This window comes from Streptacidiphilus jeojiensis, assembly GCF_042510965.1.
In the GTDB taxonomy this organism is placed as follows: domain Bacteria; phylum Actinomycetota; class Actinomycetes; order Streptomycetales; family Streptomycetaceae; genus Streptacidiphilus; species Streptacidiphilus jeojiensis.
The window spans coordinates 20383-47174 of sequence record NZ_JBEUKS010000011.1 but is presented as its reverse complement, the minus strand read 5'-3'; the positions used below and the strand labels follow the sequence as shown (position 1 = coordinate 47174).

General features: G+C 73.3%; 21 protein-coding genes. 6 read left to right on the top strand and 15 right to left on the bottom strand.

Translation table 11 applies throughout. The features are described from left to right. Positions 1 to 19: 19 nt before the first annotated feature. Complete coding sequence (locus ABUW04_RS27725) at positions 20 to 826, top strand: class I SAM-dependent methyltransferase (RefSeq protein ID WP_380567025.1); 807 nt, start codon at positions 20 to 22, stop codon at positions 824 to 826. A 35-nt stretch (positions 827 to 861) separates the two neighbouring features. Here the strand turns inward: ABUW04_RS27725 and ABUW04_RS27720 are convergent, their stop codons facing one another. After that, positions 862 to 2298 carry a sensor histidine kinase gene (locus tag ABUW04_RS27720; RefSeq protein WP_030259181.1) on the bottom strand — a complete coding sequence of 479 codons (1437 nt, stop codon included), beginning with the start codon at positions 2296 to 2298 and terminating at the stop codon, positions 862 to 864. Beyond that, a complete protein-coding gene (locus tag ABUW04_RS27715) occupies positions 2298 to 3053 on the bottom strand; it encodes a response regulator transcription factor (RefSeq protein ID WP_030259183.1) in 756 nt (251 codons plus the stop codon). Before ABUW04_RS27715 ends, ABUW04_RS27720 begins: the two co-directional genes overlap by 1 nt. Before the next feature lie 265 nt (positions 3054 to 3318). Between ABUW04_RS27715 and ABUW04_RS27710 the strand changes: the two genes are divergently transcribed. The 4 genes from ABUW04_RS27710 (at position 3319) to ABUW04_RS27695 (ending at position 7286) form a co-directional block, all read left to right on the top strand. Next, positions 3319 to 4062, top strand: coding sequence for an amino acid ABC transporter ATP-binding protein (locus ABUW04_RS27710; protein ID WP_030259186.1), 744 nt, complete (start codon positions 3319 to 3321; stop codon positions 4060 to 4062). 193 nt (positions 4063 to 4255) lie between these two features. After that, positions 4256 to 5878, top strand: a complete 1623-nt coding sequence (locus tag ABUW04_RS27705) for an FAD-dependent monooxygenase (RefSeq protein WP_380567023.1) — start codon at positions 4256 to 4258, stop codon at positions 5876 to 5878. Positions 5879 to 6372: 494 nt separating this feature from the next. After that, complete coding sequence (locus ABUW04_RS27700; protein WP_030259193.1) at positions 6373 to 6894, top strand: cupin domain-containing protein; 522 nt, start codon at positions 6373 to 6375, stop codon at positions 6892 to 6894. After that, positions 6894 to 7286 (top strand): rhodanese-like domain-containing protein, encoded by a 393-nt coding sequence (locus ABUW04_RS27695; protein ID WP_380567021.1) that lies wholly within the window; start codon positions 6894 to 6896, stop codon positions 7284 to 7286. The genes ABUW04_RS27700 and ABUW04_RS27695 overlap by 1 nt, the downstream gene beginning before the upstream one ends. 159 nt (positions 7287 to 7445) lie before the next feature. Here ABUW04_RS27695 and rny read toward each other — a convergent pair whose 3' ends face one another. The 6 genes from rny to ABUW04_RS27665 all read right to left on the bottom strand — a co-directional run bounded on the left by rny (position 7446) and on the right by ABUW04_RS27665 (position 14021). Then, a complete protein-coding gene (gene rny, locus ABUW04_RS27690; RefSeq protein WP_030259198.1) occupies positions 7446 to 8870 on the bottom strand; it encodes a ribonuclease Y in 1425 nt (474 codons plus the stop codon). Positions 8871 to 8991: 121 nt separating this feature from the next. Then, complete coding sequence (gene recX, locus ABUW04_RS27685; protein ID WP_380567019.1) at positions 8992 to 9663, bottom strand: recombination regulator RecX; 672 nt, start codon at positions 9661 to 9663, stop codon at positions 8992 to 8994. Positions 9664 to 9665: 2 nt separating this feature from the next. After that, the gene (gene recA, locus ABUW04_RS27680) at positions 9666 to 10856 is read right to left on the bottom strand and encodes a recombinase RecA (RefSeq protein WP_030259202.1); all 1191 of its coding nucleotides are present in this window, start codon (positions 10854 to 10856) and stop codon (positions 9666 to 9668) included. A gap of 126 nt (positions 10857 to 10982) precedes the next feature. Next, positions 10983 to 12218, bottom strand: a complete 1236-nt coding sequence (locus ABUW04_RS27675; RefSeq protein WP_380567017.1) for an AI-2E family transporter — start codon at positions 12216 to 12218, stop codon at positions 10983 to 10985. A 30-nt stretch (positions 12219 to 12248) separates the two neighbouring features. Next, a complete protein-coding gene (locus ABUW04_RS27670) occupies positions 12249 to 12443 on the bottom strand; it encodes a DUF3046 domain-containing protein (protein WP_030259206.1) in 195 nt (64 codons plus the stop codon). Positions 12444 to 12473: 30 nt separating this feature from the next. Continuing rightward, a complete protein-coding gene (locus ABUW04_RS27665; RefSeq protein WP_380567016.1) occupies positions 12474 to 14021 on the bottom strand; it encodes a S8 family peptidase in 1548 nt (515 codons plus the stop codon). Positions 14022 to 14227: 206 nt separating this feature from the next. On the opposite strand from ABUW04_RS27665, the gene ABUW04_RS27660 reads away from it, so the two are divergent. Then, positions 14228 to 18880 (top strand): ATP-dependent helicase, encoded by a 4653-nt coding sequence (locus ABUW04_RS27660; protein ID WP_449341757.1) that lies wholly within the window; start codon positions 14228 to 14230, stop codon positions 18878 to 18880. Here ABUW04_RS27660 and ABUW04_RS27655 read toward each other — a convergent pair. The 7 genes from ABUW04_RS27655 to ABUW04_RS27625 form a co-directional block, all read right to left on the bottom strand. Then, entirely contained in the window at positions 18877 to 19176 is a 300-nt protein-coding gene (locus tag ABUW04_RS27655) for a hypothetical protein (RefSeq protein WP_380567013.1), read from the bottom strand. The two genes, ABUW04_RS27660 and ABUW04_RS27655, sit on opposite strands and share 4 nt — an antisense overlap. A gap of 189 nt (positions 19177 to 19365) precedes the next feature. Continuing rightward, positions 19366 to 19722, bottom strand: a complete 357-nt coding sequence (locus tag ABUW04_RS27650; RefSeq protein WP_030259216.1) for a helix-turn-helix domain-containing protein — start codon at positions 19720 to 19722, stop codon at positions 19366 to 19368. A 192-nt stretch (positions 19723 to 19914) separates the two neighbouring features. After that, positions 19915 to 20409 (bottom strand): CinA family protein, encoded by a 495-nt coding sequence (locus tag ABUW04_RS27645; RefSeq protein WP_380567012.1) that lies wholly within the window; start codon positions 20407 to 20409, stop codon positions 19915 to 19917. After that, a complete protein-coding gene (pgsA, locus tag ABUW04_RS27640) occupies positions 20406 to 21014 on the bottom strand; it encodes a CDP-diacylglycerol--glycerol-3-phosphate 3-phosphatidyltransferase (protein WP_380567011.1) in 609 nt (202 codons plus the stop codon). The genes ABUW04_RS27645 and pgsA overlap by 4 nt, the downstream gene beginning before the upstream one ends. A 68-nt stretch (positions 21015 to 21082) precedes the next feature. Then, positions 21083 to 22615, bottom strand: a complete 1533-nt coding sequence (gene rimO / locus ABUW04_RS27635) for a 30S ribosomal protein S12 methylthiotransferase RimO (RefSeq protein WP_380567009.1) — start codon at positions 22613 to 22615, stop codon at positions 21083 to 21085. A 104-nt stretch (positions 22616 to 22719) separates the two neighbouring features. Further along, the gene (locus ABUW04_RS27630; RefSeq protein WP_030259229.1) at positions 22720 to 23640 is read right to left on the bottom strand and encodes a RodZ domain-containing protein; all 921 of its coding nucleotides are present in this window, start codon (positions 23638 to 23640) and stop codon (positions 22720 to 22722) included. A 220-nt stretch (positions 23641 to 23860) separates the two neighbouring features. Further along, positions 23861 to 26689: an FtsK/SpoIIIE family DNA translocase gene (locus tag ABUW04_RS27625; protein ID WP_380567007.1), complete on the bottom strand. Its 2829-nt coding sequence runs from the start codon at positions 26687 to 26689 to the stop codon at positions 23861 to 23863. Positions 26690 to 26792 lie beyond the last annotated feature (103 nt).

The window sequence follows — 26792 nt, the reverse complement described above, 5'->3', positions numbered from 1 at the left end:
CACCGACAGGGAGACGACCATGAGCAGCAAGGCCACCTACACCCACGGCTTCCACCCCTCCGTGCTGCGCTCGCACAGCTGGCGCACCGCGGCCAACTCCGCGGCCTACCTGGTACCGGAACTGAAACCGGGTCAGGAGCTGCTGGACGTCGGCTGCGGCCCGGGCACCATCACCGCCGACCTGGCCGGGCTGGTGGCTCCGGGCCGGGTCACCGCCGTGGACAGCTCCGCCGAGGTGGTGGCGCAGGCCGAGCGGACGGCGGCGGAGGCCGGCGTCGAGGGCATCGTCTTCGCGACCGCCGACATCCATCAACTGCCCTATCCGGACGACTCCTTCGACGTGGTACACGCCCACCAGGTGCTGCAGCACGTGGCCGACCCGGTCCAGGCGCTGCGGGAGATGCGTCGGGTCTGCCGCCCGGGCGGGGTGGTCGCGGCGCGCGACTCCGACTACGCCGCCTTCACCTGGTTCCCGGCCCGCCCCGAGCTGGACGAGTGGAACGCGCTGTACCACCGCGTCGCCCGGAGCAACGGCGGGGAGCCCGAGGCGGGGCGGATGCTGCGGTCCTGGGCACGGGCGGCCGGCTTCGAGCGGATCCAGTCCGGATCCGGCACCTGGTGCTACGCCTCCGACGAGGAGCGTGCCTGGTGGGGCGGGATGTGGGCGGAGCGGATCAGCTCGTCGGCGATCGCCGCCCAGGCGCTGGCCGAGGGCTTCGCCACCGAGGCGGACCTGCAGCGGATCTCGGCCGGATGGAGCGGCTGGGCCGCCGACCCGGACGGCTGGTTCAGCGTGCTGCACGGTGAACTGCTGTGCCGCGTCTGACCGTTCGGCAGGTCAACCGCGGAGGCGGCAGGCGGTCAGGCCCGCCGCCCCGCTGACCCTCCGGACCCTCCGGCGGAGGGGACGGTGAGGGTGACGGTCAGCCCGCAGGGCTCGTTGGGGGTGAACTCCAACGAGCCCCCCGAGGCCGCGAGCAGGGTCCTGGCGATGGAGAGGCCGAGACCGGAGCCGTCCACGTTCTGGTGGCGCGGGCTGCGCCAGAAGCGGTCGCCGATCCGGCCCAGCTCCTCCTCGGTCAGCCCGGGCCCGGCGTCCGACACCGCCACCGCGACCCGTCCCGGTGCACTCCGCTCCAGCACGGCTACCCGCACCCGCTCCCCGGCCGGGGTGAACTTGAGGGCGTTGTCGATCACCGCGTCCAGCGCACTGCCGTACCCGACCGGGTCGGCCAGGCCCAGCAGCGGTCCCGCCGGCTCCACCAGGTCCAGACCGACCCCGCGCTCGGCGGCCAGCGCCGTCCAGCCCTCGACCCGTACCGCGGCGAGCGCGGACAGGTCCGTCGGCTCGGCGCCGTGGCCCGCGTTCTCGGCGACGGCCAGACCGAGCAGGTCGTCCAGGACCGAGGCCAGCCTGCGCCCCTCGACCCGGACCCCGGCCAGCTCGTCCTCGTGGCCGTCCGGCAGTTCCATCCCCATCGCCTCGACCCGCAGCATCAGCGCCGCGAGCGGGTTGCGCAGCTGGTGCGAGGCGTCGGCGACGAAGGCCCGCTGCTGGTCCAGCACCTGCTCGACATGGTCGGCCATCTCGTTGAAGGCCCGGGCCAGCCGCCGCAGCTCGGGCGGGCCGCCGGCCGGGGCGACCCGGGAGGCGAGCCGTCCGGTGGCGATGTCATGGGTCACCTTGTCCAGGTCCTGGACCGGACGCAGCACCCAGCCGGTGAGCAGCACCGCCGCCGCGACGGCCACCAGCACGGCGCCCGCCTCACCCCCGGCCAGCAGCAGCCAGCGGCGCAGGATCCGGGCGTCCAGCGCCCCGGTCGGAGACTCGGTGACCACCACGGCGACCACGTCCCCGTCCCACACCACCGGCGAGGCGACCACCAGTTCGCGGTGCGACTGCCAGGGCCAGGCCTGCGCCGGGTCATGGCTGCGGCGCCCGTCCAGCGCCTCGGCGAAGGCCTGGGCCGAGGCGCCGTGCGCGGCGTCGGTCCAGTCGGACGGGTCGGCGGTGACCGGATTGCCGTCGAGCCCGAACACCCCGGCCCTGATGCCGTAGACGTCGTAGTACCGGCGCAGCTCCGTGATCAGCGTGTTCAGCTGCTCCTGCGCGGCCGGGGTGCCGGACTGGCCGATCGGGTTCTGGGCCAGCGCGGCGAAGCGCGCGGTGTCGTCGATCCGGTCCACCACCAGGCGCTGCTGCTCGGCCGCGGCCTCGCTGATGGCCAGCGGCAGACCGAGGGCGACCAGCACGCAGGCCATCAGGGCGAGCAGGATGCCGAGCAGGCGGGTGCGCATCAACCAGCGGCCGGAGCGGCCGACGGGCCCGGCCGCCGCTCACCGGCGGGCTCGACGACCAGCCGGTAGCCGACCCCGCGCACCGTCTCGATCAGCGAGGGGACGGCGAGCTTCTGCCGCAGCGAGGCGACATGGACCTCCAGGGTCCGCGAGGTCCCCTCCCAGCTGCTGCGCCAGACCTCGCTGATGATCTGCTCGCGGCGGATCACCACTCCGGGGCTCTGCGCCAGCAGCGCCAGCAGGTCGTACTCCTTGCGGGTCAGCGGCACGTCCCGGTCGTGGACCAGGGCCTTGCGGGCGGCGGGGTCCAGCCGCAGACCGCAGGAGCGGCTGATCCGCTCGGCGGCCGTCTCGGCGGGGCGGGCCTGGTCGGCGACGGGCTGCGGGGCGGCGCCGCGCCGGGCCACCGCGTGGATCCGGGCCAGCAGCTCCCCCATGTCGTAGGGCTTCACCACGTAGTCGTCGGCGCCGAGGTTCAGTCCGTGGATCCGGGAGTTGATGTCCGAACGGGCCGTGACCATGATCACCGGGATGCCGCCGCGGCGGCGGATCTGACCGCAGACGTCGAAGCCGTCCCGGTCGGGCAGCCCCAGGTCCAGCAGCACCACCCGGTAGGGGCCGCGCCCGTCCGGCACCAGGGCGTCCAGCGCCTCGTTGCCGGTCCTGGCGTGGCGCACCTCGAAACCGTGCTTGGTCAGCACGGCCACCAGCGCTGCGGCCACATGGTCGTCGTCCTCGACAAGGAGCAGGCGCACGGTCGACTCCTCTGCGGTGCGGGCCTCGGGTGCCGGTCGGGGGCGGTACCGGGAGGTCCGGTGCCGGGCACTCCCGTGTGCAGTACCCCATCCCGGTTGTGCCCTCCCGGTCAAGAGGATGTCCCCGGGAGCACACGGACCGTTACCGAGCTGCGATGAACGTCACCGGTGGCGCTACCTCAAATCCCCCTCAGATGTTTCGCTTCCCCGCTGCGAGCAGGCATATCGTCTGAGGTGATCACCAGTTGGCGAGGGGGGCACCGACGTGCGCGACGGCGTGCAGCAGGAGGGCGCGAGCCTGGTCACCCTGCGCGGCGTCAGCAAGCGCCAGGGACTGGTGCAGGTGCTGCACGAGATCGACCTGGACCTGTGCGCCGGGGAGGTCGTCGCCGTGCTCGGCCCGCTCGGCGCCGGGAAGTCCACCCTGTTCCGGGCGATCAACGGGGCCGAACGGATCGACTCGGGAAGCATCTGCGTCGAGGGCCGCAAGCTGCTCCCCCGCCGGCGCCCGCTGCTCTGGACCCGCCGACCCGCTCGGGACCCCGACGAACTCTTCGCCTATCGGACCGTGCTGCAGAACGTCGCCCTGGGACAGGCCTGGCTGCGCCGGCTGACCCAGGCCGAGGCCGCCCGGCGGGCCCAGGTCCTGCTGGAACGGGTCGGAGCGGGCGACTGCGCGGCCAGCTACCCCTGGGAACTGACCAGCGGCCAGCGCCAGCTGGTGTCGATAGCCCGGGCCCTGGCGGTCAACCCCCGGCTGCTGCTGCTGGACGAGCCCTGCGGCACCGGCGCCCCCACGGTGCTGCGCGAACTGGCCGCCGAGGGCATGGCGGCGCTGCTCGCCACCAGCGACCCCGCCTTCGCCCGCGCCGCCGCCGACCGGATCCTCTTCATGGCCGGCGGCCGCATCATCGAACGCGCCACCCCCGAGGAGTTCTTCACCACTCCGCGCACCGCCCGGGCCCGTGACTTCCTGGCGGGTGGGGCGAACGGGGGCGCGCAGCGCTGACGTGCCCGCCGGGGCGGGCGCGGCGCGGGCGCGGGTCGGCCGCGCCACGAACCGGCGTACCCCCGAAGCTGCTTGACGCCGCACCAGGCGATCTGTTGCAGTGACTCCAGGACCGGTCCTGCCCGCACCGAGAAGTCCGGCGACCGCCGGCACCCAAGGCTGCGGGCGGCCCCGTCGGAGTCGAGAGGCAGCCGTGGACCCCGTGATCATCGTCGGCGCCGGCCCGGTCGGGCTGGCGCTGGCTCTGGCGCTCGCGCGCCACCAGGTGCCCACCGTGGTGCTGGACGACGGCGCCGGGGTGTCCCCCGAGGGGGCACGCTCGACCGTACTGCGTGCCGACACCACCGAGTTCCTGGCCAGGATCGGCTACGGCCGGGTCACCGCCGACGGCCGCGCCTGGACCTCCTGGCGCACCCTGCGGCGCAACCGCGAGCTGCTGCACCTGCCACTGCCCGACGACGAGCTGCTGCACCTGGCCCAGCACCGGCTGGAGCGCGGGCTGCGCGACGCCGTCTCGGCCACCCCGCTGATCGAGCTGGTCCACGACTCGCCGGTCAGCGAGATCGAACAGGACGAGGACGGGGTCAGCGTGCACGCCCGGCGCACCTGGTGGCGCGGCAGCCACCTGGTGGGCTGCGACGGACCACGCTCCACCGTGCGCAAGCAGCTGCAGCTGCGCTTCCCCGGCCGTACCGCCGCCGACCACTACGCCGTCGCCACCGTCCGGGTCGACCTCCCGTTCCCCGGCGAGGCCCGGCTGCACCGGGATCCGCACAGCGACCGGGCCCAGGTCAGCCGCGAGGTGACGGCCCGCCCGCTGCCGGACGGCGTCTGGCGGCTCGACTGGCGGCTGCCGGTCGGGCACGGACCGCTCGCCCCCGACGCCCTGGTCGAGCAGCTCCAGGCCACCCTGGCCGGCTGGCACGAGGGCACCGTCCCCGGGTACGAGCTGGTCACCACCGCCGACTACACGGTGCAGCAGCGGTTGGCCACCCGCTTCCAGGTCGGTCGGGTGTTCCTGGCCGGGGACGCGGCGCACCTGCTCGGCGCGCTGGGGATGCAGAACCTGGACGAGGGTCTGCGCGACGCCGACAACCTGGCCTGGAAGCTCGCCCTGGTCTGGCACAACTGCGCCACCGAGCGGCTGCTGACGACCTATCAGCAGGAGCGGCGGAGTTCGGTGATCGCCCGGCTGCGGGCCGTGGACCAGGCCATGCCGCTGCTGGAGCCCGCCACCCCGCTGCTGGAGGCCCGGCGCAGCGTGCTCTCCGGCTCGCTGCGCCGCAATGCCACCCTGCTGTCCGACGGAACCCTGGGCCGGGGCCGGCTGGGCGCGGCCCCGGCCTACCCCGAGCGGAACCGTCCCTCGCTGACCCCGGCACTGTCGCCGACCAGCCCCGGGGTGCTCGTCCCGGACGTGCCGGTGGTGACCCCGGACGGCTCCACCGACCGGCTGCGGGCCAGGCTGGGCCGGGGGTTCCTGGTGGTCCTGGTCGCGCCGGGCACCGGGGTCTGGGCGGTCGAGCACTGGCTCGGCGCCGGTCTGATGCCGCAGCTCAGCGAGGCCACCAGGGCGCTGCCGCTGCCCGCCGAACTGCTGGTCACCGAGGACTACCCGTCCGCGCCGCCGCACACCGTGCTGCTGATCCGCCCGGACGGCCATCTGGTCGCCGCGCTCCGCGGCTGCCGTCCGGACGATCTGTGGGCGCTCGCCGACCGGGCCCGCGGCGGCTCCGCGGACCTGCCGACCCCGCGGTCCGCCGGTGCGGCACGGCCGGCCGACGCGCGCGTCGCGGGCGACCGGGCCAGGGCCTGAGCGGGCACGACGGGGCAGGATCCGGCGGGATTCCACAGCTGATCCACAGCCGTCTGACGCTTGATCAGTATTGACGATCACCCTGCTCCGTGCTTCACTGACGCCCATGCGGCAGCAGTGCAGGTGGCTTCGGCCACTCGGAGTTTCGGCGGAGAGCCCGGGTGTCGCCCCCCGGGACGTCGGAGTGCTGTCCCTCACCGGTGCGACCAGCGTCCGTCTGGTCCGGCGCGCCCACCTGGACCTGGTCCGGTACGTAGGCGCCCTCTGTACGGCCGGCTAGCAGCCGTCCTGCCCCGGTAGATCCACCGCACCTGTCGCGGCCGCCTCGCCGCACCTTCGCGCACGCCCCGGTTCCCGGGGTTGCTGCGCCGTACCCACGCACCCGTAGCAGCGCGCTCCGTCGGCACCCCCTGCCGCCGTGAGCGCGTCCAGTGCGCAGCGCCGCGCACCGCTTCCGCGTATCCGGCCGCCTTTTCAGACCCCAGGATGCCCCCATGTCGACCACCCGTACCCGCACGGAAACGCCGGCCCCCACCCTCACCGAACTGCTGGCCTTCGCCAGAGCGACCGCCGCGGATCCGGAGGTGCTGGCGCAGCTGCCGCTCGACCCCGAGCAGCGCACCTGGGTCCGCATCGAGGGTCCGCACGGCAGCGAGGCCTGGCTGATCGGCTGGCCGCCCGGGTCGGAGACCGGCTGGCACGACCACGGCGGATCCAGCGGCGCGTTCGTCACCGCCGACGGCGAGCTCAGCGAGTTGTCGCTGGGGCTGCCCATCCCCACCGACGGCTGGCGCAGCCTGGAACTGCAGGAAGGGGTCGACCGGCAGCGCAGCCTGCCCGAGGGCCGGGGCCGCTCCTTCGGCCCGCACCATGTGCACCAGGTGATCAACCCCTCGGACGAGCGGCACGCCGTCTCGGTGCACTGCTACTACCCGCCGCTGCCCAAGCTGCGACGCTATGAGCGCAGCGGCGACGTGCTGCGGCTGAGGCTGGTCGAGATCCCCGAGGAGTGGTGATGGTGGCGGTCGGCATCGACGAACTGCTCGAACGCGAGCGCGAGAAGCTGGACCGGCTGAGCCCCGAGCAGGCCGCCGCAGCGGTGGCGGAGTCCGGGGCGGTGCTGGTGGACATCCGCTACGCGGCGCTCCGGGACCGGGACGGTACCGTCCCCGGTGCGCTGGTGGTGGAGCGCAATGAGCTGGAGTGGCGGCTGGACCCGCTGTGCGACTACCGGCTGCCGGAGGCCACCGGGCACGATCTGCAGGTCATCGTGGTCTGCAACGAGGGTTACGCCTCCAGCCTGGCCGCGCGCTCGCTCCAGGCGCTGGGGCTGAGCCGGGCCACCGACCTGATCGGCGGGTTCCAGGCCTGGGCGGCGGCGGGGCTGCCGGTGACGGCGCCGGGATGACGGGGTTCTGACCGTTTTCGACTGCGGACCGTAGTGGGCTTGTCGCGCAGTTCCCCGCGCCCCTGATTAGTGCAACTTTCTCGCAGTGGGTCAGTTGCAGCCCCCTTAGGGGCGCGGGGAACTGCGCGACCAGCCATCTACGGCCTGCAGCCGAAGGCCCTACCGGGCGAACTCCGTGGCCCGGCTCTCCCTGATCACGGTGATCCGGATCTGCCCGGGGTAGGTCAGCTCCTCCTCCACCTGCTTGGCCACGTCACGGGCGATGACCTGCGCCTGGAGGTCGTCCACGGCCTCCGGCAGCACCATCACCCTGACCTCGCGCCCGGCCTGCATGGCGAAGACCTTGTGCACACCCTCGTGCCGGCGGGCGATCTGCTCCAGCCGCTCCAGCCTGCGGGCGTACAGCTCCAGCGACTCCCGGCGCGCGCCGGGCCGCCCGCCGGAGCAGGCGTCCGCGGCCTGGGTCAGCACCGCCTCGACGGTCTGCGGGTCGACCTCGTTGTGGTGCGCCTCTATCGCATGGACGACCTCGTCGGCCTCGCCGTAGCGGCGGGCCAGCTCGGCGCCGATCAGCGCGTGGCTGCCCTCCACCTCATGGGTGACCGCCTTGCCCACGTCGTGGAGCAGCGTGCAGCGCTTCACCAGTGCCGGGTCCACCCGCAGCTCGGCTGCCATCATCCCGGCGATGTGGGCGGACTCGACGAGATGGCCCAGCACGTTCTGCCCGTAGGAGGTCCGGTAGCGGAGCCGCCCCAGCAGCCGCAGCAGTTCCGGGTGCATCTCACCGACACCGATCTCGGCGAGCGCGTCCTCGGCCGCACGCTCGCACTGCCGCTCCACCGCGGCCAGGCTGCGCTCGTACTCTTCCTCGATCCGCAGCGGCTGGATCCTGCCGTCGGCCACCAGTGCCTCCAGCGTCAGCCGGCCGACCTCCCTGCGCACCGGGTCGAAGCAGGACAGCAGCACCGAGGCGGGGGTGTCGTCGATCACCAGGCTGACGCCGGTGACGGACTCGAAGGAGCGGATGTTGCGGCCCTCGCGGCCGATGATCCGGCCCTTCATCTCGTCCCCCGGCAGCCGCACCGTGGTGACCACCGACTCGGCGGTCTGCTGGGCGGCCACCCGTTGGACGGCGGTGGCGACGATCTCCCGGGCCCGGGCCTCGCCCTCGGCTCGCGCCCTGCGCTCGATCTCGCGGACCGTCCGGACCGCCTCCCGCTTGGCCTGTTCCTCGGCCGCGTGCACGATCTCGGCCCTGGCCTGGGCACCGCTCAGACCGGCGACCCGCTCCAGGGCCAGCCGCCGTTCGGCCTCCGCCATGGCCGCCTCGGCCCGCAGCTCCTCACGCTGCCGGGCGAGAACGGCCTGGATCTCGGCCGCGTCGACCGCGCAGTTGTGCAGGCGCCGCTGCTCCTCGTCCAGCCGGCGTTCGCGCTCGGCACTGCGGAGTTCCCGGCGTTCCCACTCGATGCGCAGCCTGGCCGCTTCCTCGCGCTCCTCGCGACTGCGGCGGCGGTGGGTGAAGGCGGCATACAACAGCGCCGCCAGGGCCAGACCGGCCAATACGACAAGCGCGATCTCCATGGGCCCTCCCTCACTGAAGGTGAGGCTACGGGTAGGTTACGAAACGGTCAAGATAGCGATCAGATCTGACCATTCGTCACCAGCCCGTTCACACAACCTCCTTGCCCCGTCCTCCGAGCGTTCACGCCAATGGATCCCCCTCTTCCTGCTCCAGCTCCAACTCCTGCTCCCGATCCAATGCGGCACGGACGACCCGCAGTGCCAGCCCCTCCGAGTAGCCGCGCCGGGCGAGCATCCCGGCCAGGCGTCGGATCCGGACCTGCCGCTCCAGGCCGCGGGTCGAACGCAGCTTGCGCTCGACCAGCTCCCGCGCCGTGTCCGCCTCGCGTTCCGGATCGAGCTGGGCGACGGCCTCGGCCACCACTCCGTTGTCCACACCCCGACTGCGCAGCTCCATCGCCAGGGCCCGGCGGGCCAGGCCCCGGCCGCGGTGCCGCGACTCCACCCAGGCGCCGGCGAAGGCGCTGTCGTCGATCAGCCCGACCTCCTCGTAGCGGTCGAGCACCTGCTCGGCGATGTCGTCCGGGATCTCCCGCTTGCGCATCGCGTCCGCGAGCTGCTTCCGGGTCTTCGACGATCCGGTGAGCAGCCGCAGGCAGATCGCCTTCGCCTGCGCGACCGGGTCCTTCGGCTCCCCGGGGGCTCCCTCGGGGGCCTGCTCCTCGGGCTGCTCATCGGCCGGCAGGAACGCAGGCAGGGGCTCGGTGTCGGCGGGGAGGAGGTCGAACTCCTCCCCGCCGACACCGTTGACCGACCAGTCGAGCGGCCCCCAGGCCTCGCGTTCCGGCGGCACGGTCAGGACTTGGCCGCGGCGGTCACCGGCTCGGCCGGCGTCGCGGGAGCGGCGGCCGGGGCGGCGGGCTCAGGGACCACGGGAGTCGCCGCGGCAGCGGCTGCCTTCTCCGCCCTGGCCTTGCTGGCCCGGGTGGTCACCGACTTCACCACCGGGGTGATCTCCTTCACCGCGGGCTCGGCGGAACCCTCGACCTTGCGCGGGCCGACGCCCAGCTTCTCCTTGATCTTGTTCTCGATCTCGTCGGCCAGCTCGGGGTTGTCCCGGAGGAAGTTGCGGGCGTTCTCCTTGCCCTGCCCCAGCTGGTCGCCCTCGTAGGTGTACCAGGCACCGGCCTTGCGCACGAAGCCCTGCTCCACGCCCATGTCGATCAGGCCGCCCTCGCGGCTGATGCCCTGGCCGTAGATGATGTCGAACTCGGCCTGCTTGAACGGCGAGGCGACCTTGTTCTTGACGACCTTGACCCGGGTGCGGTTGCCGACCGCCTCGGTGCCGTCCTTCAGGGTCTCGATCCGGCGGATATCCAGCCGCACCGAGGCGTAGAACTTCAGCGCCCGGCCACCGGTGGTGGTCTCCGGGGAGCCGAACATCACGCCGACCTTCTCCCGGAGCTGGTTGATGAAGATCGCGGTGGTCTTGGACTGGCTCAGCGCACCGGTGATCTTGCGCAGCGCCTGGCTCATCAGCCGGGCCTGCAGACCGACGTGCGAGTCGCCCATCTCACCCTCGATCTCGGCGCGGGGCACCAGCGCCGCCACCGAGTCGATGACGATCAGGTCGACCGCGCCGGAACGGATCAGCATGTCCGTGATCTCCAGCGCCTGCTCGCCGGTGTCCGGCTGGGAGACCAGCAGCGCGTCGGTGTCCACGCCGAGCTTCTTGGCGTAGTCGGGGTCGAGCGCGTGCTCGGCGTCGATGAAGGCGACGATGCCGCCCGCCTTCTGGGCGTTGGCCACCGCGTGCAGGGTGAGGGTGGTCTTGCCGGAGGACTCCGGTCCGTACACCTCGACCACCCGGCCGCGCGGCAGGCCGCCGACGCCGAGGGCGATGTCCAGCGCGATCGAGCCGGTCGGGATGACCTCGATCGGGGCCCGCGTCTCGTCGCCGAGGCGCATCACCGAGCCCTTGCCGAACTGCCGTTCAATCTGGGCGAGCGCGGTCTCGAGGGCCCGCTCGCGGTCATTCGCTGCCATGGATTCCGTCCTGGGGGTCTGTGCTGAGCGCTTCATCACCAAAGACGCTAGCGCGCACCACTGACAATCGGCCGCCGTGCGGATCCGACCCTGTGGACAACTCGCCGTTCCCCAGTATAGGGAACATCAGTTCGATTCACCCGCATTACCCTCATCCGACCCATCCTGCCCACCACGACCACCCTCCTGAGCTGGGCCTTCCCCAACTGCACCGGCGCGCCGCGCACCTCCGCGCGCCCTCCCCGTAGTCGGCACCACCACCTCGTAACGGCGAATGTAGGTGCCGAGGAATCCCTGCAGCGTGGCCGTCACCGGGATCGCGATCAGCGCGCCGACCGCGCCCAGCAGCGCCGCCCCGGCGATGACCGAGCCGAAGGCCACCGCCGGATGGATCTCCACCGTGCGCGCGGTGATCCTCGGTTGCAGCAGGTAGTTCTCGACCTGCTGGTAGACCACCACGAAGATCAGGATCCAGACGGCGTCCATCGGGTCCACGGTCAGCCCGACCAGCATCGGCAGCGCCCCGGCCAGATAGGTGCCGATGGTGGGGATGAACTGCGAGATCACCCCGACCCACACCGCCAGCGCCCCCGCGTACGGGATGCCCAGCAGCTTCAGCATCACGTAGTGGGACAGCGCCGAGACCACGGCCAGCAGCGCCCGCGAGTAGAGGTAGCCGCCGGTCTTCTCGATGCCGATCTCCCAGGCCCGCAGCACCTCGGCCTGCCGGGCCGGCGGCAGCATCGAGCACAGGGCGCGCCGCATCCTGGGGCCGTCGGCGGTGAAGTAGAAGGTGAACAGGGCGATGGTGAAGAGCTGGAACAGCCCGCCCAGCAGCGAGCTGGACACCCCCCAGATGTTGTTGGCGGCCTTCTGGGCGTACTGCTCGATGCTGCCCGCGTTGTTCAGCAGCGTCTGCTGCAGCTTGTCCATCGAGAAGTCGCTGTGGAAGGTGCTGTTGACCCACTCGATCAGCGAGTCCAGCAGGTGCGGCAACTGTGCCGCGACCTGGCCCACCTGGTCGACCAGCAGGGTCACCAGCGCGGCGACGAAACCCAGCGCCAGCACCACGGTGACCAGGAACACCAGGAAGGTCGCCAGCCCCCGCCGCATCCCGCGGGCCGCCATCCGGTCCACCGCCGGCTCCATGGCCAGCGAGAAGACGAAGGAGACCAGCAGGGTCGACAGGAACCCGGTCAGCTGCAGGAAGGCCCAGCTGGCCAGCTCGAACAGGGCGACCAGCAGCAGGCCGACCACCATCGCCCGGGGCAGCCAGCGCGGCATACCGCGCAGGAGGTGCTCACGGGCTATCGGGTCGGATGCGGACCGCTGGTCCTGGGAGATGTCATCGGTGGCTGCCACCGGGCCAGTCTGTCCCAGAATCCGCCGGGTTCAGCGCAGCGAGGCCGGTACGTCCATGACCGTGCAGACCACCCGCCAGACGTCCTTGGCCTCCCAGCCCGCGTCCAGGGCCTGGTGCACCGTGCGGCCGCCCAGCTCGGTCATCACGTGGTCCCGCGCGAAGCTGTCCGCGTACCCCGCCCCGAAGTGGGCGTCCATCCTCTTCCAGAACTCCGTCAAGCGCATGGCGTCCAGTATCGGACATCGTCCACCGGCCTAGCGGGTCGGCAGTTCGACCAGCCCGTAGCCGTAGTAGGCCGCCCCCGGGCAGCCGCTGCCGCCCACGTTCCCGGACGGGCACTGCACCGGCAGCGCCGCCTGCTCCAGCAGCCGGACCAGTTCGGCGCTGCTGTCCCCGGGGTGCCGGGCCGCCTCCACCGCCGCGGCGGCGCTGACGTGGGCGGCGGCCATGGAGGTGCCGGCCAGGGCGGCGTAGCCGCCGCCGGGCCAGTCGGACACCACGGACTGGTCGGGTCCGCCGTCCGGGTCCCCGCCCGGCGCCGCCAGCTGCACCCGGCCCTCGCCCCAGTTGGAGTAGCCGGCGAGGCTGCCGTCGGCGTCCACCGCGGTCACGTCCACCACTCCGGGCAGGCCGCCGGGGAGGCGGATGCACTCGGCGCCGAGGTGGCGGTCGGGCTGCGGGGCGCCGTCGGCCCGGTCGTTCGGGCTGCGGTCGTCGGTGCGGGGGGCGCCCAGGTCCTGGGCGTCGTTGCCGGCCGAGGCGACCACCACGGCGCCGCGCCGCTGGGCGTAGGCCACCGCCCGGCCGACGGCGGCGGTGATGGCGGCCTGGTCCGGGTCCTCGGGGCAGTTGTACTTCCACGGGTCGGAGAAGTAGCTGTCGTTGATCACCCGGGCGCCGTGGTCGGCCGCCCAGAGGAAGCCGCAGACCATGTTCTCGCCGTAGTACTGCCCGGCCGGGCCGAGCAGCCGCACAGCGGCGATCCGCACGCCCGGGGCCACCCCGGCCACGCCGTCGCCGGGCCGGTCGGCGGCGATGATGCCGCTGACGTGGGTGCCGTGGCCGCTCTCCCCCACCTGGGGGTCGGGCCGCCAGGCGCCGGGGGCGCTGTCGGGGCTGCCGGTGGCGCAGGACGCCGAGGCGCTGGGGTCGACGGCCTGGCGCAGGTCCGGATGGGTGTCGTCGACCCCGGAGTCGAGCACCGCGACCACGGTTCCGCGCAGCGCCGCCGCCGACGGGAGCGGGCCGCCCGCCATCATCCGCTGGTTCCACTGCGGCTGGCCGTGCGGGTCGGGCGCGGGCGGGGTGTCGTCCTGGTGCACGGCGTCTTGATGTTGCGAGTCTTGATGTAGCGAGTCTTGATGCAGCGAGTCCTGGGCGGACGGGCCCGGCCCGGAGGCGCCGGTGGCGACCGATCCGGAGGATCCGGACGATCCGGCGCCCGAATCCGCGAACGGAGCGGTCCGGCTCGCACCGGCGACCAGCACACCGGGCTCCCGGCGCACCCGCGCCGCGAAGTCGGAGTCGCCGGCGTACGCCAGCACCGTACCGATCTGGGGGTACTCGGCGACCACCCGGCCACCGCCGTCGCGCACGGCACGCTCCAGCGCGGGCAGCGCGCCGGGGCCGCTCTGACGGCCCACCACCAGGTAGCTGAGCGAGAGCCTGGTGCCGGCCGAGTCGTAGGGGACCGCGCCGCCGAGCAGCACCCCGGCCAGCGCCAGGACGGCGGCGCAGCGGGCGAGCCCGGCGGTGCGACCCGCGCCGCGGCCCGCTCCCCATTCCTCGCTCACTGCACGCACGCGGCCTCCAGATCGAGAAAGCCCTGGTCGTCACGGTGGGACCAGGGATATTCATACGATATGAGTGGATATCCGATCGCGCTCGCCCTGTTCGGCCGCCCGGCCGCAGCCCGGCCCCCGCCACCGCCCCGTGCTGTTCGACGCCGCGCTGTCGGTGCCGCAGTGTGAGTGCCGCAGTGTCAGTGCCGCGGTGCAGGATGGTGTGCATGGCCGGAACCGACCTCCCCCGCCCCGCCGGCGCCAGCCCCGACGAGGCGTCCGACCCGCTGGCCGGCTTCGGCGCGCCCGCGCGCGAGTGGTTCCGCGGCGCCTTCACCGCGCCGACCGCCGCCCAGGCCGGGGCCTGGCGAGCCATCGGCGAGGGCTCCGACGTGCTGGTGGTGGCCCCGACCGGCTCCGGCAAGACCCTCGCGGCGTTCCTCTCCGCCCTGGACCGGCTCTCGCTCACCCCGCCGCCGGCCGAGAGCCGCAAGCGCTGCCGGGTGCTCTACGTGTCACCGCTCAAGGCGCTGGCCGTCGACGTCCAGCGCAACCTCCGCGCCCCGCTGGCGGGCCTGCGCCAGGCCGCCCAGCGGCTAGGCCTGTCCGAGCCGGAGATCGAGGTCGGCATCCGCTCGGGCGACACCCCGGCGGCCGAACGGCGGCGCTTCGCCACCCACCCCCCGGACATCCTGATCACCACCCCGGAATCGCTCTTCCTGATCCTCACCTCGGCCGCCCGGGAGGCGCTGCGCGGTGTCGAGACGGTGATCCTGGACGAGGTCCACGCCGTCGCCGGGACCAAGCGCGGCGCACACCTGGCGCTCACCCTGGAGCGGCTGGACCAGCTGCTGCCCGCCCCGGCCCGGCGGATCGGCCTCTCCGCCACGGTGCGCCCGGTCGACGAGGTGGCCCGCTTCCTGAGCCCGCAGCGCAGGGTGACGATCGTTCAGCCGCCCTCCGAGAAGCGTTTCGACCTCTCCGTGGTCGTCCCGGTCGAGGATCTGGGCGAGCTCTCCGGCGGCAGACCGGACGCCGAACAGCCCGAGAAGAACGCCTCCATCTGGCCCCATGTCGAGGAGCGGATCACCGACCTGGTCCAGGAGCACCGCTCCACCATCGTCTTCGCCAACTCCCGCCGGCTCGCCGAACGCCTCTGCGGGCGGCTGAACGAGATCGCCTTCGAGCGGACCACCGGAGACTCGCTGGCCGACGTGCACGCCCCGGCGCAGTTGATGGCGCAGTCCGGGGTGAACAAAGCCGCTCCCCCGGTGCTGGCCAGGGCGCACCACGGCTCCGTCTCCAAGGAGCAGCGCGCCGACGTCGAGGAGCAGCTGAAGTCCGGTCGGCTCCCGGCCGTGGTCGCCACCTCCAGCCTGGAGCTGGGCATCGACATGGGCGCGGTCGACCTGGTGGTCCAGGTCGAGTCGCCCCCCTCGGTCGCCTCCGGACTGCAGCGGGTCGGCCGGGCCGGGCACCAGGTCGGCGCGGTCTCGACCGGGGTGGTCTTCCCCAAGTACCGGGGCGACCTGGTGCAGGCCGCCGTGGTGGTGGAGCGGATGCGCAGCGGCGCCATCGAGTCGCTGCGGATCCCGCGCAACCCGCTGGACGTGCTGGCCCAGCAGATCGTCGCGATCACCGCGATGGACGGCTGGGACGTGGACGAGCTGCTGGGTCTGGTCCGCCGGGCCGCCCCCTTCGCCGCGCTGCCCCAGTCCGCCTTCGAGGCCGTGCTGGACATGCTGGCGGGGCGCTACCCCTCCGACGCCTTCGCCGAGCTGCGCCCCCGGATCGTCTGGGACCGCGTCGCCGGGACCGTCACCGGACGGCCCGGCGCCCAGCGGCTGGCGGTCACCTCCGGCGGCACCATCCCCGACCGCGGCCTGTTCGCCGTGTTCCTGGCCGGACAGGACCCCAAGAAGGGCGGTGGCCGGGTCGGGGAACTGGACGAGGAGATGGTCTACGAGTCCCGGGTCGGCGACGTCTTCACCCTGGGCACCTCCTCCTGGCGGATCGAGGACATCACCCACGACCGGGTGCTGGTCTCGCCCGCCCCCGGCGTCCCCGGCAAGCTGCCGTTCTGGCACGGCGACTCGCTGGGCCGCCCGCTGGAGCTGGGCCGGGCGCTGGGCGCCTTCCTGCGCGAGCTCGGCGGGCTGGACCCCGAGGCCGCCACCGCCAGACTGCACGGTGCCGGCCTGGACGACTGGGCGGCGTCCAACCTGCTCTCCTACCTGGCCGAGCAGCGCCAGGCCACCGGACACCTGCCCGACGACCGCACCATCGTGGTGGAGCGCTTCCGGGACGAGCTGGGCGACTGGCGGATCGTGGTCCACTCCCCCTTCGGCGCCCAGGTGCACGCCCCCTGGGCACTGGCGCTGGGCGCCAGGCTGGCCGAGAAGCACGGCCTGGACGCCCAGGTCATGCACGCCGACGACGGCATCGTGCTGCGGCTGCCGGACGCCGACCTGATGGACTTCCCCGATCCCGACGCACCCCTGGCCCCCGTCGGGACGGCCGCCGAGGAGGCCCCGATCGGCGCCGAGGCGACCGTCTTCGACCCGGGCCAGATCGAACAGACCGTCACCGACCAGGTCGGCGGCTCGGCCCTGTTCGCCTCCCGCTTCCGCGAGTGCGCGGCCCGCGCCCTGCTGCTGCCCCGGCGCAGCCCCGGCCGCCGCACCCCGCTCTGGCAGCAGCGCCAGCGCTCGGCCCAACTGCTGCAGGTGGCCAGCGAGTTCGGCTCCTTCCCGATCGTCCTGGAGGCGGTCCGCGAGTGCCTGCAGGACGTCTTCGACGTGCCCGGGCTGGTCGAGCTGATGGGCGACATCGAGTCGCGCCGGGTCCGGATGGTCGAGGTCACCACCCCGGAGCCGTCGCCGTTCGCCCGCTCACTGCTGTTCGGCTACGTGGCCCAGTTCCTCTACGAGGGCGACTCCCCGCTCGCCGAGCGCCGCGCCGCCGCGCTGGCCCTGGACTCCCGGCTGCTCGCCGAGCTGCTGGGCCAGGCCGAGCTGCGGGAACTGCTCGACCCGGCGGTGCTGGCCGAGCTGGAGTCCGAGCTGCAGCGGCTCACCCCGGAGCGGCGGATCAAGGACGCCGAGGGCCTGGCCGACGCGCTGCGGCTGCTGGGGCCGCTCTCCGCCGCCGAGCTCGCCGACCGCGGCTGCGCCGCCGACTGGCCGGCAGAGCTCGAAGCCGCTCGCCGGATCATCGCCGTCAGGATCGCCGGGGAGCAGCGCTGGGCCGCGATCGAGGACGCTGGACGGCTCCGCGACGCCCTGGGCACGCCGCTGCCCGTGGGCGTCCCCGAGGCCTTCACCGAGCCGGTCAAGGACCCCCTCGGGGACCTGCTGGCCCGGCACGCCCGCACCCACGGTCCTTTCACCGTCCATGACGCCGCCGCCCGCTTCGGGCTGGGACCGGCGGTCGTCCAGGGCACCCTGCAGCGGCTGGCCGCGCACGGCCGGATGGTCCAGGGCGAGTTCCGCCCGGGCGGCTCCGGAGCGGAGTGGTGCGACGCCGAGGTGCTGCGACGGCTGCGGCGGCGCTCGCTGGCCGCGCTCCGGCACGAGGTCGAACCGGTGCCCCCGCGCGCCCTGGCCGCCTTCCTGCCGCAGTGGCAGCACCTGGGCGCGCACCGGCTGCGCGGCGTCGACGGCCTGCTGCGGGCGGTCGAGCAGTTGCAGGGCACGCCGGTGCCGGCCTCGGCGCTGGAGCGGATGGTGCTGCCGTCCCGGGTCGCCGACTACAGCCCGGCGCTGCTGGACGAGCTCACCGCCGCCGGCGAGGTGCTCTGGTGCGGCGCCGGCGCGCTCCCCGGCAAGGACGGCTGGATCACCCTCGCCCCGGCCGACACCGCGCCACTGCTGCTCCCCGCCGCGCTGCCGCTGGAGCAGACACCGCTGCACCGCGCCCTGCTGGCGGCGCTGGCTCCGGGCTACGGCCTGTTCTTCCGGCAGATCGCCGACCAGGTCCAGCAGCAGGGCCTGACCGCCACCCCGGCGGAGCTGGCCACCGCGCTCTGGGACCTGGCCTGGGCCGGGTACCTCAGCAATGACACGCTGGCGCCGCTGCGCGCGCTGCTGGGCTCGGGGCGCACGGCGGGCGCCACCGCCCACCGCTCCCCCCGCGCGGCTCCGCGCCCCCGCTACGGCAGCGCGCGCCCCGCCGCCCGCAGCACCTCCCTGCCGACCACAGCCGGACGCTGGTCGCTGCTGCCGGTACCGCTCGCCGATCCGACCCAGCGCACCCACGCCCTGGCCCAGACGCTGCTGGACCGCCACGGGGTGGTCACCCGCGGCGCGGTCCAGGCCGAGCGCGCACCGGGGGGTTTCGCCGGGGTGTACCGGGTGCTGACCGCCTTCGAGGAGAACGGCCGGACCAGGCGCGGTTATGTCGTCGAGGGCCTGGGCGCGGCCCAGTTCGCCACCGACGGCGCCATCGACCGGCTGCGCGCCGTCGCGGCCAGGCTCTCCGGGAACGGCGGCCCCGACGACGGCGCGGCCGGCGCGGTGGTCCTCGCAGCCGCCGACCCGGCCAATGCCTACGGGGCCGCCCTGCCCTGGCCGGAGGCCCCCACCGGGCAGTCCCCCGGCCACAAGCCGGGACGCAAGGCCGGCGCCCTGGTGGTACTGCTGGACGGCGAGCTGACCGTCTACCTGGAGCGCGGCGGCAAGTCCATGCTCACCTGGGCACCGGACGAGGGCACCCTGCGGCTGGCCGCCGACGCGCTCACCCGCGCCCTGCACGCCGGCGCGCTGCCGACGCTCACCATCGAACGCATCAACGGCGAGGAAGCGCTCACCTCCGTGCTGAGCGCCCCGCTGGAAGCCGCCGGATTCCACCCCACCCCGCGCGGCCTCCGACTCCGGGCCTAGCCGGGACCCGGCTCCGCCTCGGCCGCCTCGGCCGCATCCGCCGCCGTCACGTCCGCAGCCGCCGCCTGCCCCAAGCGCACGGGACGCCGACGGATCGGACGGGGGCGGAAGCGGGCGCTGTGCACCGGCAGCAGGCTCAGCGTCCAGCCCCCGGCGAACATCAGCCCGACGCCGCTGCGGGCGCTGAGCACCCCGCCGAGCAGGGCGCCCCAGCAGGCCAGGGTGAGCAGCGCGGTCAGCCCCCACACCAGCGGGCTCCGGCGCGGGAGTCCACCGGCTATCGAGGGCCGTCTCATTCAGCACCGCCTTGGAGAGCCCGCCGAGAAGCGGCGGGGCAGAAATTCCATCCTAGTCAGATACCGACAAATCGGGCAGATCGCAGAAGAGTGATGGCAGTGTGACGCAGCGCACAGAACGGCGCGCGACCAAAACAGTGCGCCGGTGACTCCGGATGGGAGTCACCGGCGCATCAGTGCCGGGGGTCGTCAGGCTGCGACGACATCCATTGCGCTGGACTTGGGAACCAGCGACGGCATTCGATCGGGCGCACCGGCGGGTACCGGCACCGGCTCGACCAGGACCGGTCGCACCGGCTCGCCGGCGGCCAGCTCGGCGAGCGAGAGCTCGTCGCTCACCTCACGCATGACCTCGGACATACGCACGTCCAAGGCGTCGCAGATGGCGGAGAGCAGCTCGGAGGAGGCCTCCTTCTGACCGCGTTCCACCTCGGACAGGTAGCCGAGCGAAACCCGGGCGGCGGCAGAGACCTCGCGCAGGGTGCGGCCCTGGCGCTGGCGCTGCCGACGCAGCACGTCACCCAACAGACGACGGAGCAGGATCATCGGTGGCTCCCTCCTTGGACCGCGGCTCGAGACGTCACTGCCCCACCGTACCGCTTGGCCCGCGTCGCGTGCGGGGAGCCCGGTCGTGTTCACTCTGAGCTGTATCCATGGCCCCTCCCCTGCTGTTCGCGGTATGGACGTCCGCCGTTTTCGGTCCGTCACTTGTTCCTATTCCCGGTGGGACCACCCTCGCTAACCCTCCGGAGCATCGCTGTTGCCGGATCGCAGTGCCTCGCCCAGCAGCCCGAGCGCGGCCTCCACGGTTCTGCGTCGGATTGTGACACGCCCCTGTGACAACACGAGTGAAGAGCCGAATACTCCCCCCGGCCCCGCGACCGCGAGGTGTACGGTGCCCACCGGGTGCCCGTCCTGGGGGTCGGGGCCGGCGACCCCGGTGGTGGCGACCCCGTAGTCCGCCGCCATCAGCCGCCGTACGCCCTCGGCCATCTGCACCGCCACGGTGGGGTCCACAGCGCCCTTCGCGGCGAGCAGGTCCGGGTCCACCCCGAGCACCGAGCCCTTGAGCTCGGTGGCGTAGGCGGTGACCGAGCCGCGGAAGGCCCGGGAGGCCCCGGGGACCGCGACCAGCTCGGCCGCCAGCAGACCGCCGGTGAGCGATTCGGCCACGGCCACCGTCGCCCCGGCCGCCACCAGCGCCGCCAGTACCTCCTCGGCCCCGTCGCTCACGAGGCGGCCGCCCGCTCCCGGGCCAGCCCGGCCCGGCGCAGCACCACGGCCTGGCGGACGTAGTCGACGCCGGTGGCCACGGTCAGGATCACCGCGAGCCCCATCAGCCAGGCCCGGGCGCTCGCCAGCGGCCCGGTCAGCTCCAGCACGTACATGCCCACGGCGATGCCCTGGGTGAGGGTCTTCAGCTTGCCGCCGCGACTGGCCGGGATCACCCCGTGCCGGATCACCCAGAACCGCATCAGGGTGATCCCGATCTCGCGGAACAGGATGACGATCGTCACCCACCAGGGCAGATCGCCCAGCGCGGACAGCGCGACCAGCGCCGTGCCCATGATCGCCTTGTCCGCGATCGGGTCCGCGATCTTGCCGAAGTCGCTGACCAGGCCCATCCGCCGGGCCAGCTCACCGTCGAAGAGGTCGGTGATCATGGCGATGGCGAAGGACGCCCAGGCCACCGATCGCCATTTGGGGTCGTGGCCGCCGCCGGCCAGCAGCAGCGCGGCGAAGACCGGGACGATCAGCAGCCGCAGCATGGTCAGCATGTTGGGGATGTTCCACAGGCCGGGCCGGTCCTCGGAGTCGTCCAGGACCTCCACGTCCACCTGCGCAGCCTTCTCGGTGCCGTCACCAGCCGTAGCGCGGCCTCTGACTCCCCCCTCGGCGCCTCCGATCACGCGCCCACCCCGGCAGCCGTCCCCAGCACCTCGGCGATCAGGTCCACGCCCTCGCTGGCCACGACCTTGGCCGTGAGCAGGTCGCCGACCTTCACCCCGTCCAGGTCGCCGGTGAGCGAGGTGATGCCGTCGGTCTCCGGGGCCTGGTGCTCGGCCCGGCCGATCACCGAGCCGTCCCCGTCACCGTCCTCGTCGTCCTCGTCGATCGACTCGACCAGGACCGTCACCGTGCTGCCGATCCGCTCCTCGGCGCGCTGCGCGGTCATCTCCTCGGCCAGCCGGCTGATCTTCGCCAGCCGCTCGGCCACCACGTCCTCGGGGAGCTTGCCGTCGTAGTCGGCCGCCTCGGTGCCGTCCTCGTCGGAGTAGCCGAAGACCCCGATGGCGTCCAGCCGGGCGTGGGTGAGGAAGCGTTCCAGCTCGGCCAGGTCGGCCTCGGTCTCGCCGGGGAAGCCGACGATGAAGTTGGAGCGGGCACCCGCCTCCGGCGCCTTGGCCCGGATCTGGTCCAGCAGCGCGAGGAAGCGGTCGGTGTCGCCGAAGCGGCGCATCCGGCGCAGCACATTGGCCGCCGAGTGCTGGAAGGAGAGGTCGAAGTAGGGCACCACGCCGGGGGTGGCGGTCAGCGCATCGACCAGGCCGGGACGCATCTCGGCGGGCTGCAGGTAGCTGACCCGAACCCGCTGCAGCCCCTCGATCGCGGCCAGCTCCGGCAGCAGCGTCTCCAGCAGCCGGATGTCGCCCAGGTCCTTGCCGTAGGAGGTGTTGTTCTCGCTGACCAGCATGATCTCGCGGACCCCCTGCTCGGCGAGCCAGCGGGCCTCGTTGAGCACGTCCGAGGGACGGCGGGAGAGGAAGGAGCCGCGGAAGGCCGGAATGGCGCAGAAGGAGCAGCGGCGGTCGCAGCCCGAGGCCAGCTTCACCGAGGCCACCGGGCTGTCGTCGAGCCGGCGGCGGAGCACCCGCGGCCCGGAGACCGGGGCCAGGCCCTCGGGGAGGTCGGCGATCGGCGTCTCCTCGACCGGGGCGACGGCGGCGGCCGGCGCCTCCGCACCGTGGCCGGGCAGCGCGACCGCCCCGCCCTCGGCGGCGGCCTGCCGCTCGACCGGGCTCAGCGGCAGCAGCTTGCGGCGGTCCCTGGGGACGTGCGAGGTGTGCTTGCCGCCGGAGAGGATGGTCTGCAGCCGGTCGGTGATGTCGGCGTAGTCGTCGAAGCCGAGCACGGCGTCGGCCTCCGGCAGCGCCTCGGCAAGCTCCTTGCCGTAGCGCTCGGCCATGCAGCCGACGGCGACGACCGCCTGGGTACGGCCGTGGCCCTTGAGGTCGTTCGCCTCCAGCAGGGCGTCGACCGAGTCCTTCTTCGCCGCCTCGACGAAGCCGCAGGTGTTCACCACCGCGACGTCGGCGTCCGCGGCGTCGAGGACCAGCTCCCAGCCGTCGGCCTCCAGGCGCCCGGCGAGTTCCTCGGAATCCACCTCGTTGCGGGCGCATCCGAGCGTGACAAGGGCGACTGTGCGGCGTTGGGACATGACGCCAAGATTACCGAGGTTTTCAGGCCGGTGACGCGAAGGGCCCACAGGGACGTCGTCGATCTTGTCCCGTGGGCCCTCGTCCGCCACCGCGCTCGGCCAGGTCACCCGGCCTGCGGGTCGCCCGGGGTGTACGTCGCCTTGACCACCTGGCCGTCGTCGCCGGCGGTGCCGAGGTCCTTGCCGTTCACCCAGAGGTGCGCCGCGCCGCCGTCGCCGTAGACCACCTTGAGGCTCTTCGGGTCGGTGAAGACCTTGGAGTCGCCCTTGGCCAGATCACCCTGGAAGAGCTGGTCGCCCTTGCTGTTCTTCACCAGCAGCCAGCTGTCCCCGGACTCCGCGCTCACCTTGAGGGTGACCCGGCCGGCCGGGGCCGCCGCCACCGGGCTGGGCTTGACCGGCGCCGGCTTCTTCGGCGCCACCGTGGCGGAGGGGTGTGCCGAGGGCACCACCGCGGCCTCCGCCGTGGGGGTCTTGTCCTTGCCGGCCGCCAGGTTGAAACCGATCACCGCGACGACCACGACGATCGCCGCGACCATCGCGCCGGTCCAGTTGGGGCGGCGCCGCTCGGCGCGGATCTTCTGCGGTTCGAAGGCGGCGACCGGACGGGCCGCCGAGGGCGCACCGCCATGGGCCGCGTCGTAGCGGGCGACCAGCGCCTCGCCGTCCGCGCCGACCGCCCGGGAGATGGCACGGATGTGCCCGCGGGCGTAGAAGTCGCCGCCACAGCGGTCGAAGTCGTCCTCCTCCACCGCCTGGATCAGCGGCACCCGGACCCGGGTCTCGGCGCTGACCTCCTCGACGGTGAGCTCGGCCGCGAGACGTGCCGAACCGAGCACCTGACCGATCGTCGGCTCGGCGCTCGCGGACGGGCCCTTGGGCTTGCTCTGGCCGGCCTGCGGTGCGGAACTCTTCGCCGTGCTGTTCTTCGAGCTGTTGTTCGCCGCGGCGGGACCGGACGGCTTCGCGGCCTTGGGTCGCGCGGCTCGGCCGGGGTCTCCGGAAGGGGACTTGCCGATGGTCACAATGGCGCCTTTCGAGCGTTGGCCACCTGCTGTGCTGTCAGTCTATGGGGCGACCCCGAGAGGTCATCAACCCGGATACGGCCGAAAGAGGAGACGGCCGTCCGGATGACGCGGAGCGACCCGGCAGCGGTGGTGACGGTCGGTCAGGGGCGCGGGACCCGCGGCCCTCCGACACCCGGACCAACGGCGGCCGGGGCACCGGCGATGCGCCCTGAGACGATCATTCCCCCCGGAGGGTGAGCAGAATCGCGTCGAGCTCGTCGGGCTGGACCAGGACGTCACGCGCCTTGGAGCCCTCGCTGGGACCGACGATGTTGCGGGACTCCATCAGGTCCATCAGCCGGCCGGCCTTGGCGAAACCGACCCGCAGCTTGCGCTGCAGCATCGAGGTCGAGCCGAACTGGGAGGTGACCACCAGCTCGGCGGCCTGGACCAGCAGATCCATGTCGTCGCCGATCTCCTCGTCGATCTCCTTCCTGGGGGCGCTGCCCACCGTGACGTCGTCGCGGTACTCGGCCTGGGTCTGCGCCTTGCAGTGGTCGACGACGAGGGCGATCTCCTCCTCGGTCACGAAGGCGCCCTGCATCCGGGTCGGCTTGCCCGCGCCCATCGGCAGGAACAGCGCGTCGCCCTTGCCGATCAGCTTCTCGGCGCCGGGCTGGTCCAGGATGACCCGGCTGTCGGCCAGCGAGGAGGTCGCGAAGGCCAGCCGGGACGGGACGTTCGCCTTGATCAGACCGGTGACCACGTCCACCGAGGGGCGCTGGGTGGCCAGCACCAGGTGGATGCCGGCGGCGCGGGCCAGCTGGGTGATCCGGACGATGGAGTCCTCGACGTCGCGCGGGGCCACCATCATGAGGTCGGCCAGCTCGTCCACGATCACCAGCAGGTACGGATAGGGCTCCAGCACCCGCTCGCTGCCCAGCGGCGGCTGCACCTTGCCGCTGCGCACCGCCTTGTTGAAGTCGTCGACGTGCCGGAAGCCGAAGGCGGCCAGGTCGTCGTAGCGCAGGTCCATCTCGCGGACCACCCACTGCAGCGCCTCGGCGGCCTTCTTGGGGTTGGTGATGATCGGGGTGATCAGGTGCGGCACGCCCTCGTAGGCGGTCAGCTCGACCCGCTTGGGGTCGACCAGGACCAGCCGGACCTCCTCCGGGGTGGCCCGCATCAGGATCGAGGTGATCAGGCAGTTGATGCAGGAGGACTTGCCCGCGCCAGTGGCGCCGGCCACCAGGATGTGCGGCATCTTCGCCAGGTTGGCGACGCTGGTCTGCCCCTCGACGTCCTTGCCCATGCCCACGATCATCGGGTGCGGGTCCCCGGTGGCGATCGGGGAGCGCAGCAGGTCACCGAGGTTGACCATCTCCCGGTCGGTGTTGGGGATCTCGATGCCGACGGCGGACTTGCCCGGGATCGGGCTGATGATCCGGACGTCGGGACTGGCCACCGCGTAGGAGATGTTGCGGGCCAGGCTGGTGATCCGCTCTACCTTGACCGCGAGGCCCAGTTCGACCTCGTAGCGGGTGACCGTCGGGCCCCGGGTGAAGCCGGTGACCTTGGCGTCCACCTTGAACTCGGCGAAGACCGCGGTGAGCGCGGCCACCACGTCGTCGTTGGCCTTGCTGCGGGCCTTGCCGGGGCCGCCCCGGGTGAGCAGGTCCGGCGAGGGCAGCTGGTAGGTGGTGTCGGCCGGCAGGCGCAGCTGCTCGGAGCGCAGCGGCGGGATGGTGCCGCCCTCGGCGGCGGGCGCCTCGCCGGCCGGGGAGCCCTCGGACCCGGCCGGGCTGTCGGCCGGGTTGTCGGCGGAGTCCTCGCGCCGCGCGGGCGGGACCTCGGCCGGCTCCTCACCCTTGGTGAGCGGGACGGCGGGCCCGGCGTCGCTCGGAGGCGTCCGGTCCTTCACCCGGTTCAGCACGTCCGCCAGCGAGGAGGACGGCTGCACCCCGTTCACCAGCACGCCGTTGAGCAGCGCACCGTCCAGGTCGGCCGCCGCGGCGGCGGCCACGTCGATCGCGTCCAGGCCGCCGGGCAGGCCCTGCGGCTCCGGTGCGGCGCCCTGGCGCCGGCGGGGCCGGCGGCGGCGCGGCAGCGCGCCCTCCTGCTCCAGCCGCTCGCGCTTGGCGAGCAGCGCGGCGCGCTCGGCGGGCGTCCCGGGCTCGCCGGAGAACTCGCCGTCCTCGGGGCCGCCCTCGTAGTCGGTGACGAAGCCGAGGCCGTCCAGGTCACCGTCGGAACGGTCGCCGTGGTTCGGGGCGAGCGGCTCCACCAGGGACAGCCGCTCGGCCAGCAGCCGGAGCCGCTGCGGGATCTGGTTCACCGGCGTGGCGGTGACCACCAGCAGTCCGAAGAAGGCCACGATCAGCAGCAGCGGTACGGCCAGCACCGGTCCGGCCGCCGCCATCAGCGGACGCGAGGCGGCCATGCCGATCAGGCCGCCGGAGTTCCTGATGTGGGTGGCCCCCGCGCTCATCCCGGGCGCACCGCAGCCGATGTGCACCAGGCCGAGGACGCCGAGGCTGAGCGCGCCCAGGCCGATGACGATGCGTCCGTTCGCCTCGGGCCGCTCCGGATGGCGCATCAGTCGGACCGCGACGCCGGCCAGCAGTATCGGCACCACCACGGACAGCCGTCCGAAGGCGCCCTTGACGATGTTGGTGACCGCGATGCCGAGCCACCCCTGCGGATCCGACCAGGAGCCGGCCGCGATGAGCAGGCCCAACGCGACCAGCAGCAGGGCCAGGCCGTCCTTGCGGTGCGCCGGGTGCAGCCCCTTGGCGCCGTCGCCGACGCCGCGGGCCATCGCGCCCACCCCGTGCGCCATCCCCAGCCAGGTGCCGCGCACCGCGCGGTAGGGCAGCGGCTTCGGCGGGGCCGGGGGCTTGGCGGGGGCGGCGGCCTTCTTCGCAGCCGCGGTCTTCTTGGCGGGGGACGGCTTCTTCGCCGCCGCCTTCTTCGCGGGTGCGGCCTTCTTGGCAGGTCCGGCGGCGGCCTTCCGCGCCGCCCCCGCGCCTGGGGAACGCGAGCTGCTTCCGGACATGCGTGTGGCCATGCGGCTCAGGTTACCGGTGGTGGGTCCGGTGCAACATGTGCAGCGTCCGGTTGCCCGGGGTGTGTCGTGTGTCGGAAGAGATGACGATCGGTCAGCCGCAGCC

What these genes read in the sequence shown, in the direction of transcription:
- ABUW04_RS27625 (WP_380567007.1), bottom strand. Translation starts at nt 26,689, where the DNA reads ATGGCCACACGCATGTCCGGAAGCAGCTCGCGTTCCCCAGGCGCGGGG.
- rimO (WP_380567009.1), bottom strand. Translation starts at nt 22,615, where the DNA reads ATGTCCCAACGCCGCACAGTCGCCCTTGTCACGCTCGGATGCGCCCGC.
- rny (WP_030259198.1), bottom strand. Translation starts at nt 8,870, where the DNA reads ATGGAGATCGCGCTTGTCGTATTGGCCGGTCTGGCCCTGGCGGCGCTG.
- ABUW04_RS27660 (WP_449341757.1), top strand. Translation starts at nt 14,228, where the DNA reads ATGGCCGGAACCGACCTCCCCCGCCCCGCCGGCGCCAGCCCCGACGAG.
- ABUW04_RS27655 (WP_380567013.1), bottom strand. Translation starts at nt 19,176, where the DNA reads ATGAGACGGCCCTCGATAGCCGGTGGACTCCCGCGCCGGAGCCCGCTG.
- recA (WP_030259202.1), bottom strand. Translation starts at nt 10,856, where the DNA reads ATGGCAGCGAATGACCGCGAGCGGGCCCTCGAGACCGCGCTCGCCCAG.
- ABUW04_RS27670 (WP_030259206.1), bottom strand. Translation starts at nt 12,443, where the DNA reads ATGCGCTTGACGGAGTTCTGGAAGAGGATGGACGCCCACTTCGGGGCG.
- ABUW04_RS27695 (WP_380567021.1), top strand. Translation starts at nt 6,894, where the DNA reads ATGGTGGCGGTCGGCATCGACGAACTGCTCGAACGCGAGCGCGAGAAG.
- ABUW04_RS27725 (WP_380567025.1), top strand. Translation starts at nt 20, where the DNA reads ATGAGCAGCAAGGCCACCTACACCCACGGCTTCCACCCCTCCGTGCTG.
- ABUW04_RS27700 (WP_030259193.1), top strand. Translation starts at nt 6,373, where the DNA reads ATGTCGACCACCCGTACCCGCACGGAAACGCCGGCCCCCACCCTCACC.
- ABUW04_RS27650 (WP_030259216.1), bottom strand. Translation starts at nt 19,722, where the DNA reads ATGATCCTGCTCCGTCGTCTGTTGGGTGACGTGCTGCGTCGGCAGCGC.
- ABUW04_RS27720 (WP_030259181.1), bottom strand. Translation starts at nt 2,298, where the DNA reads ATGCGCACCCGCCTGCTCGGCATCCTGCTCGCCCTGATGGCCTGCGTG.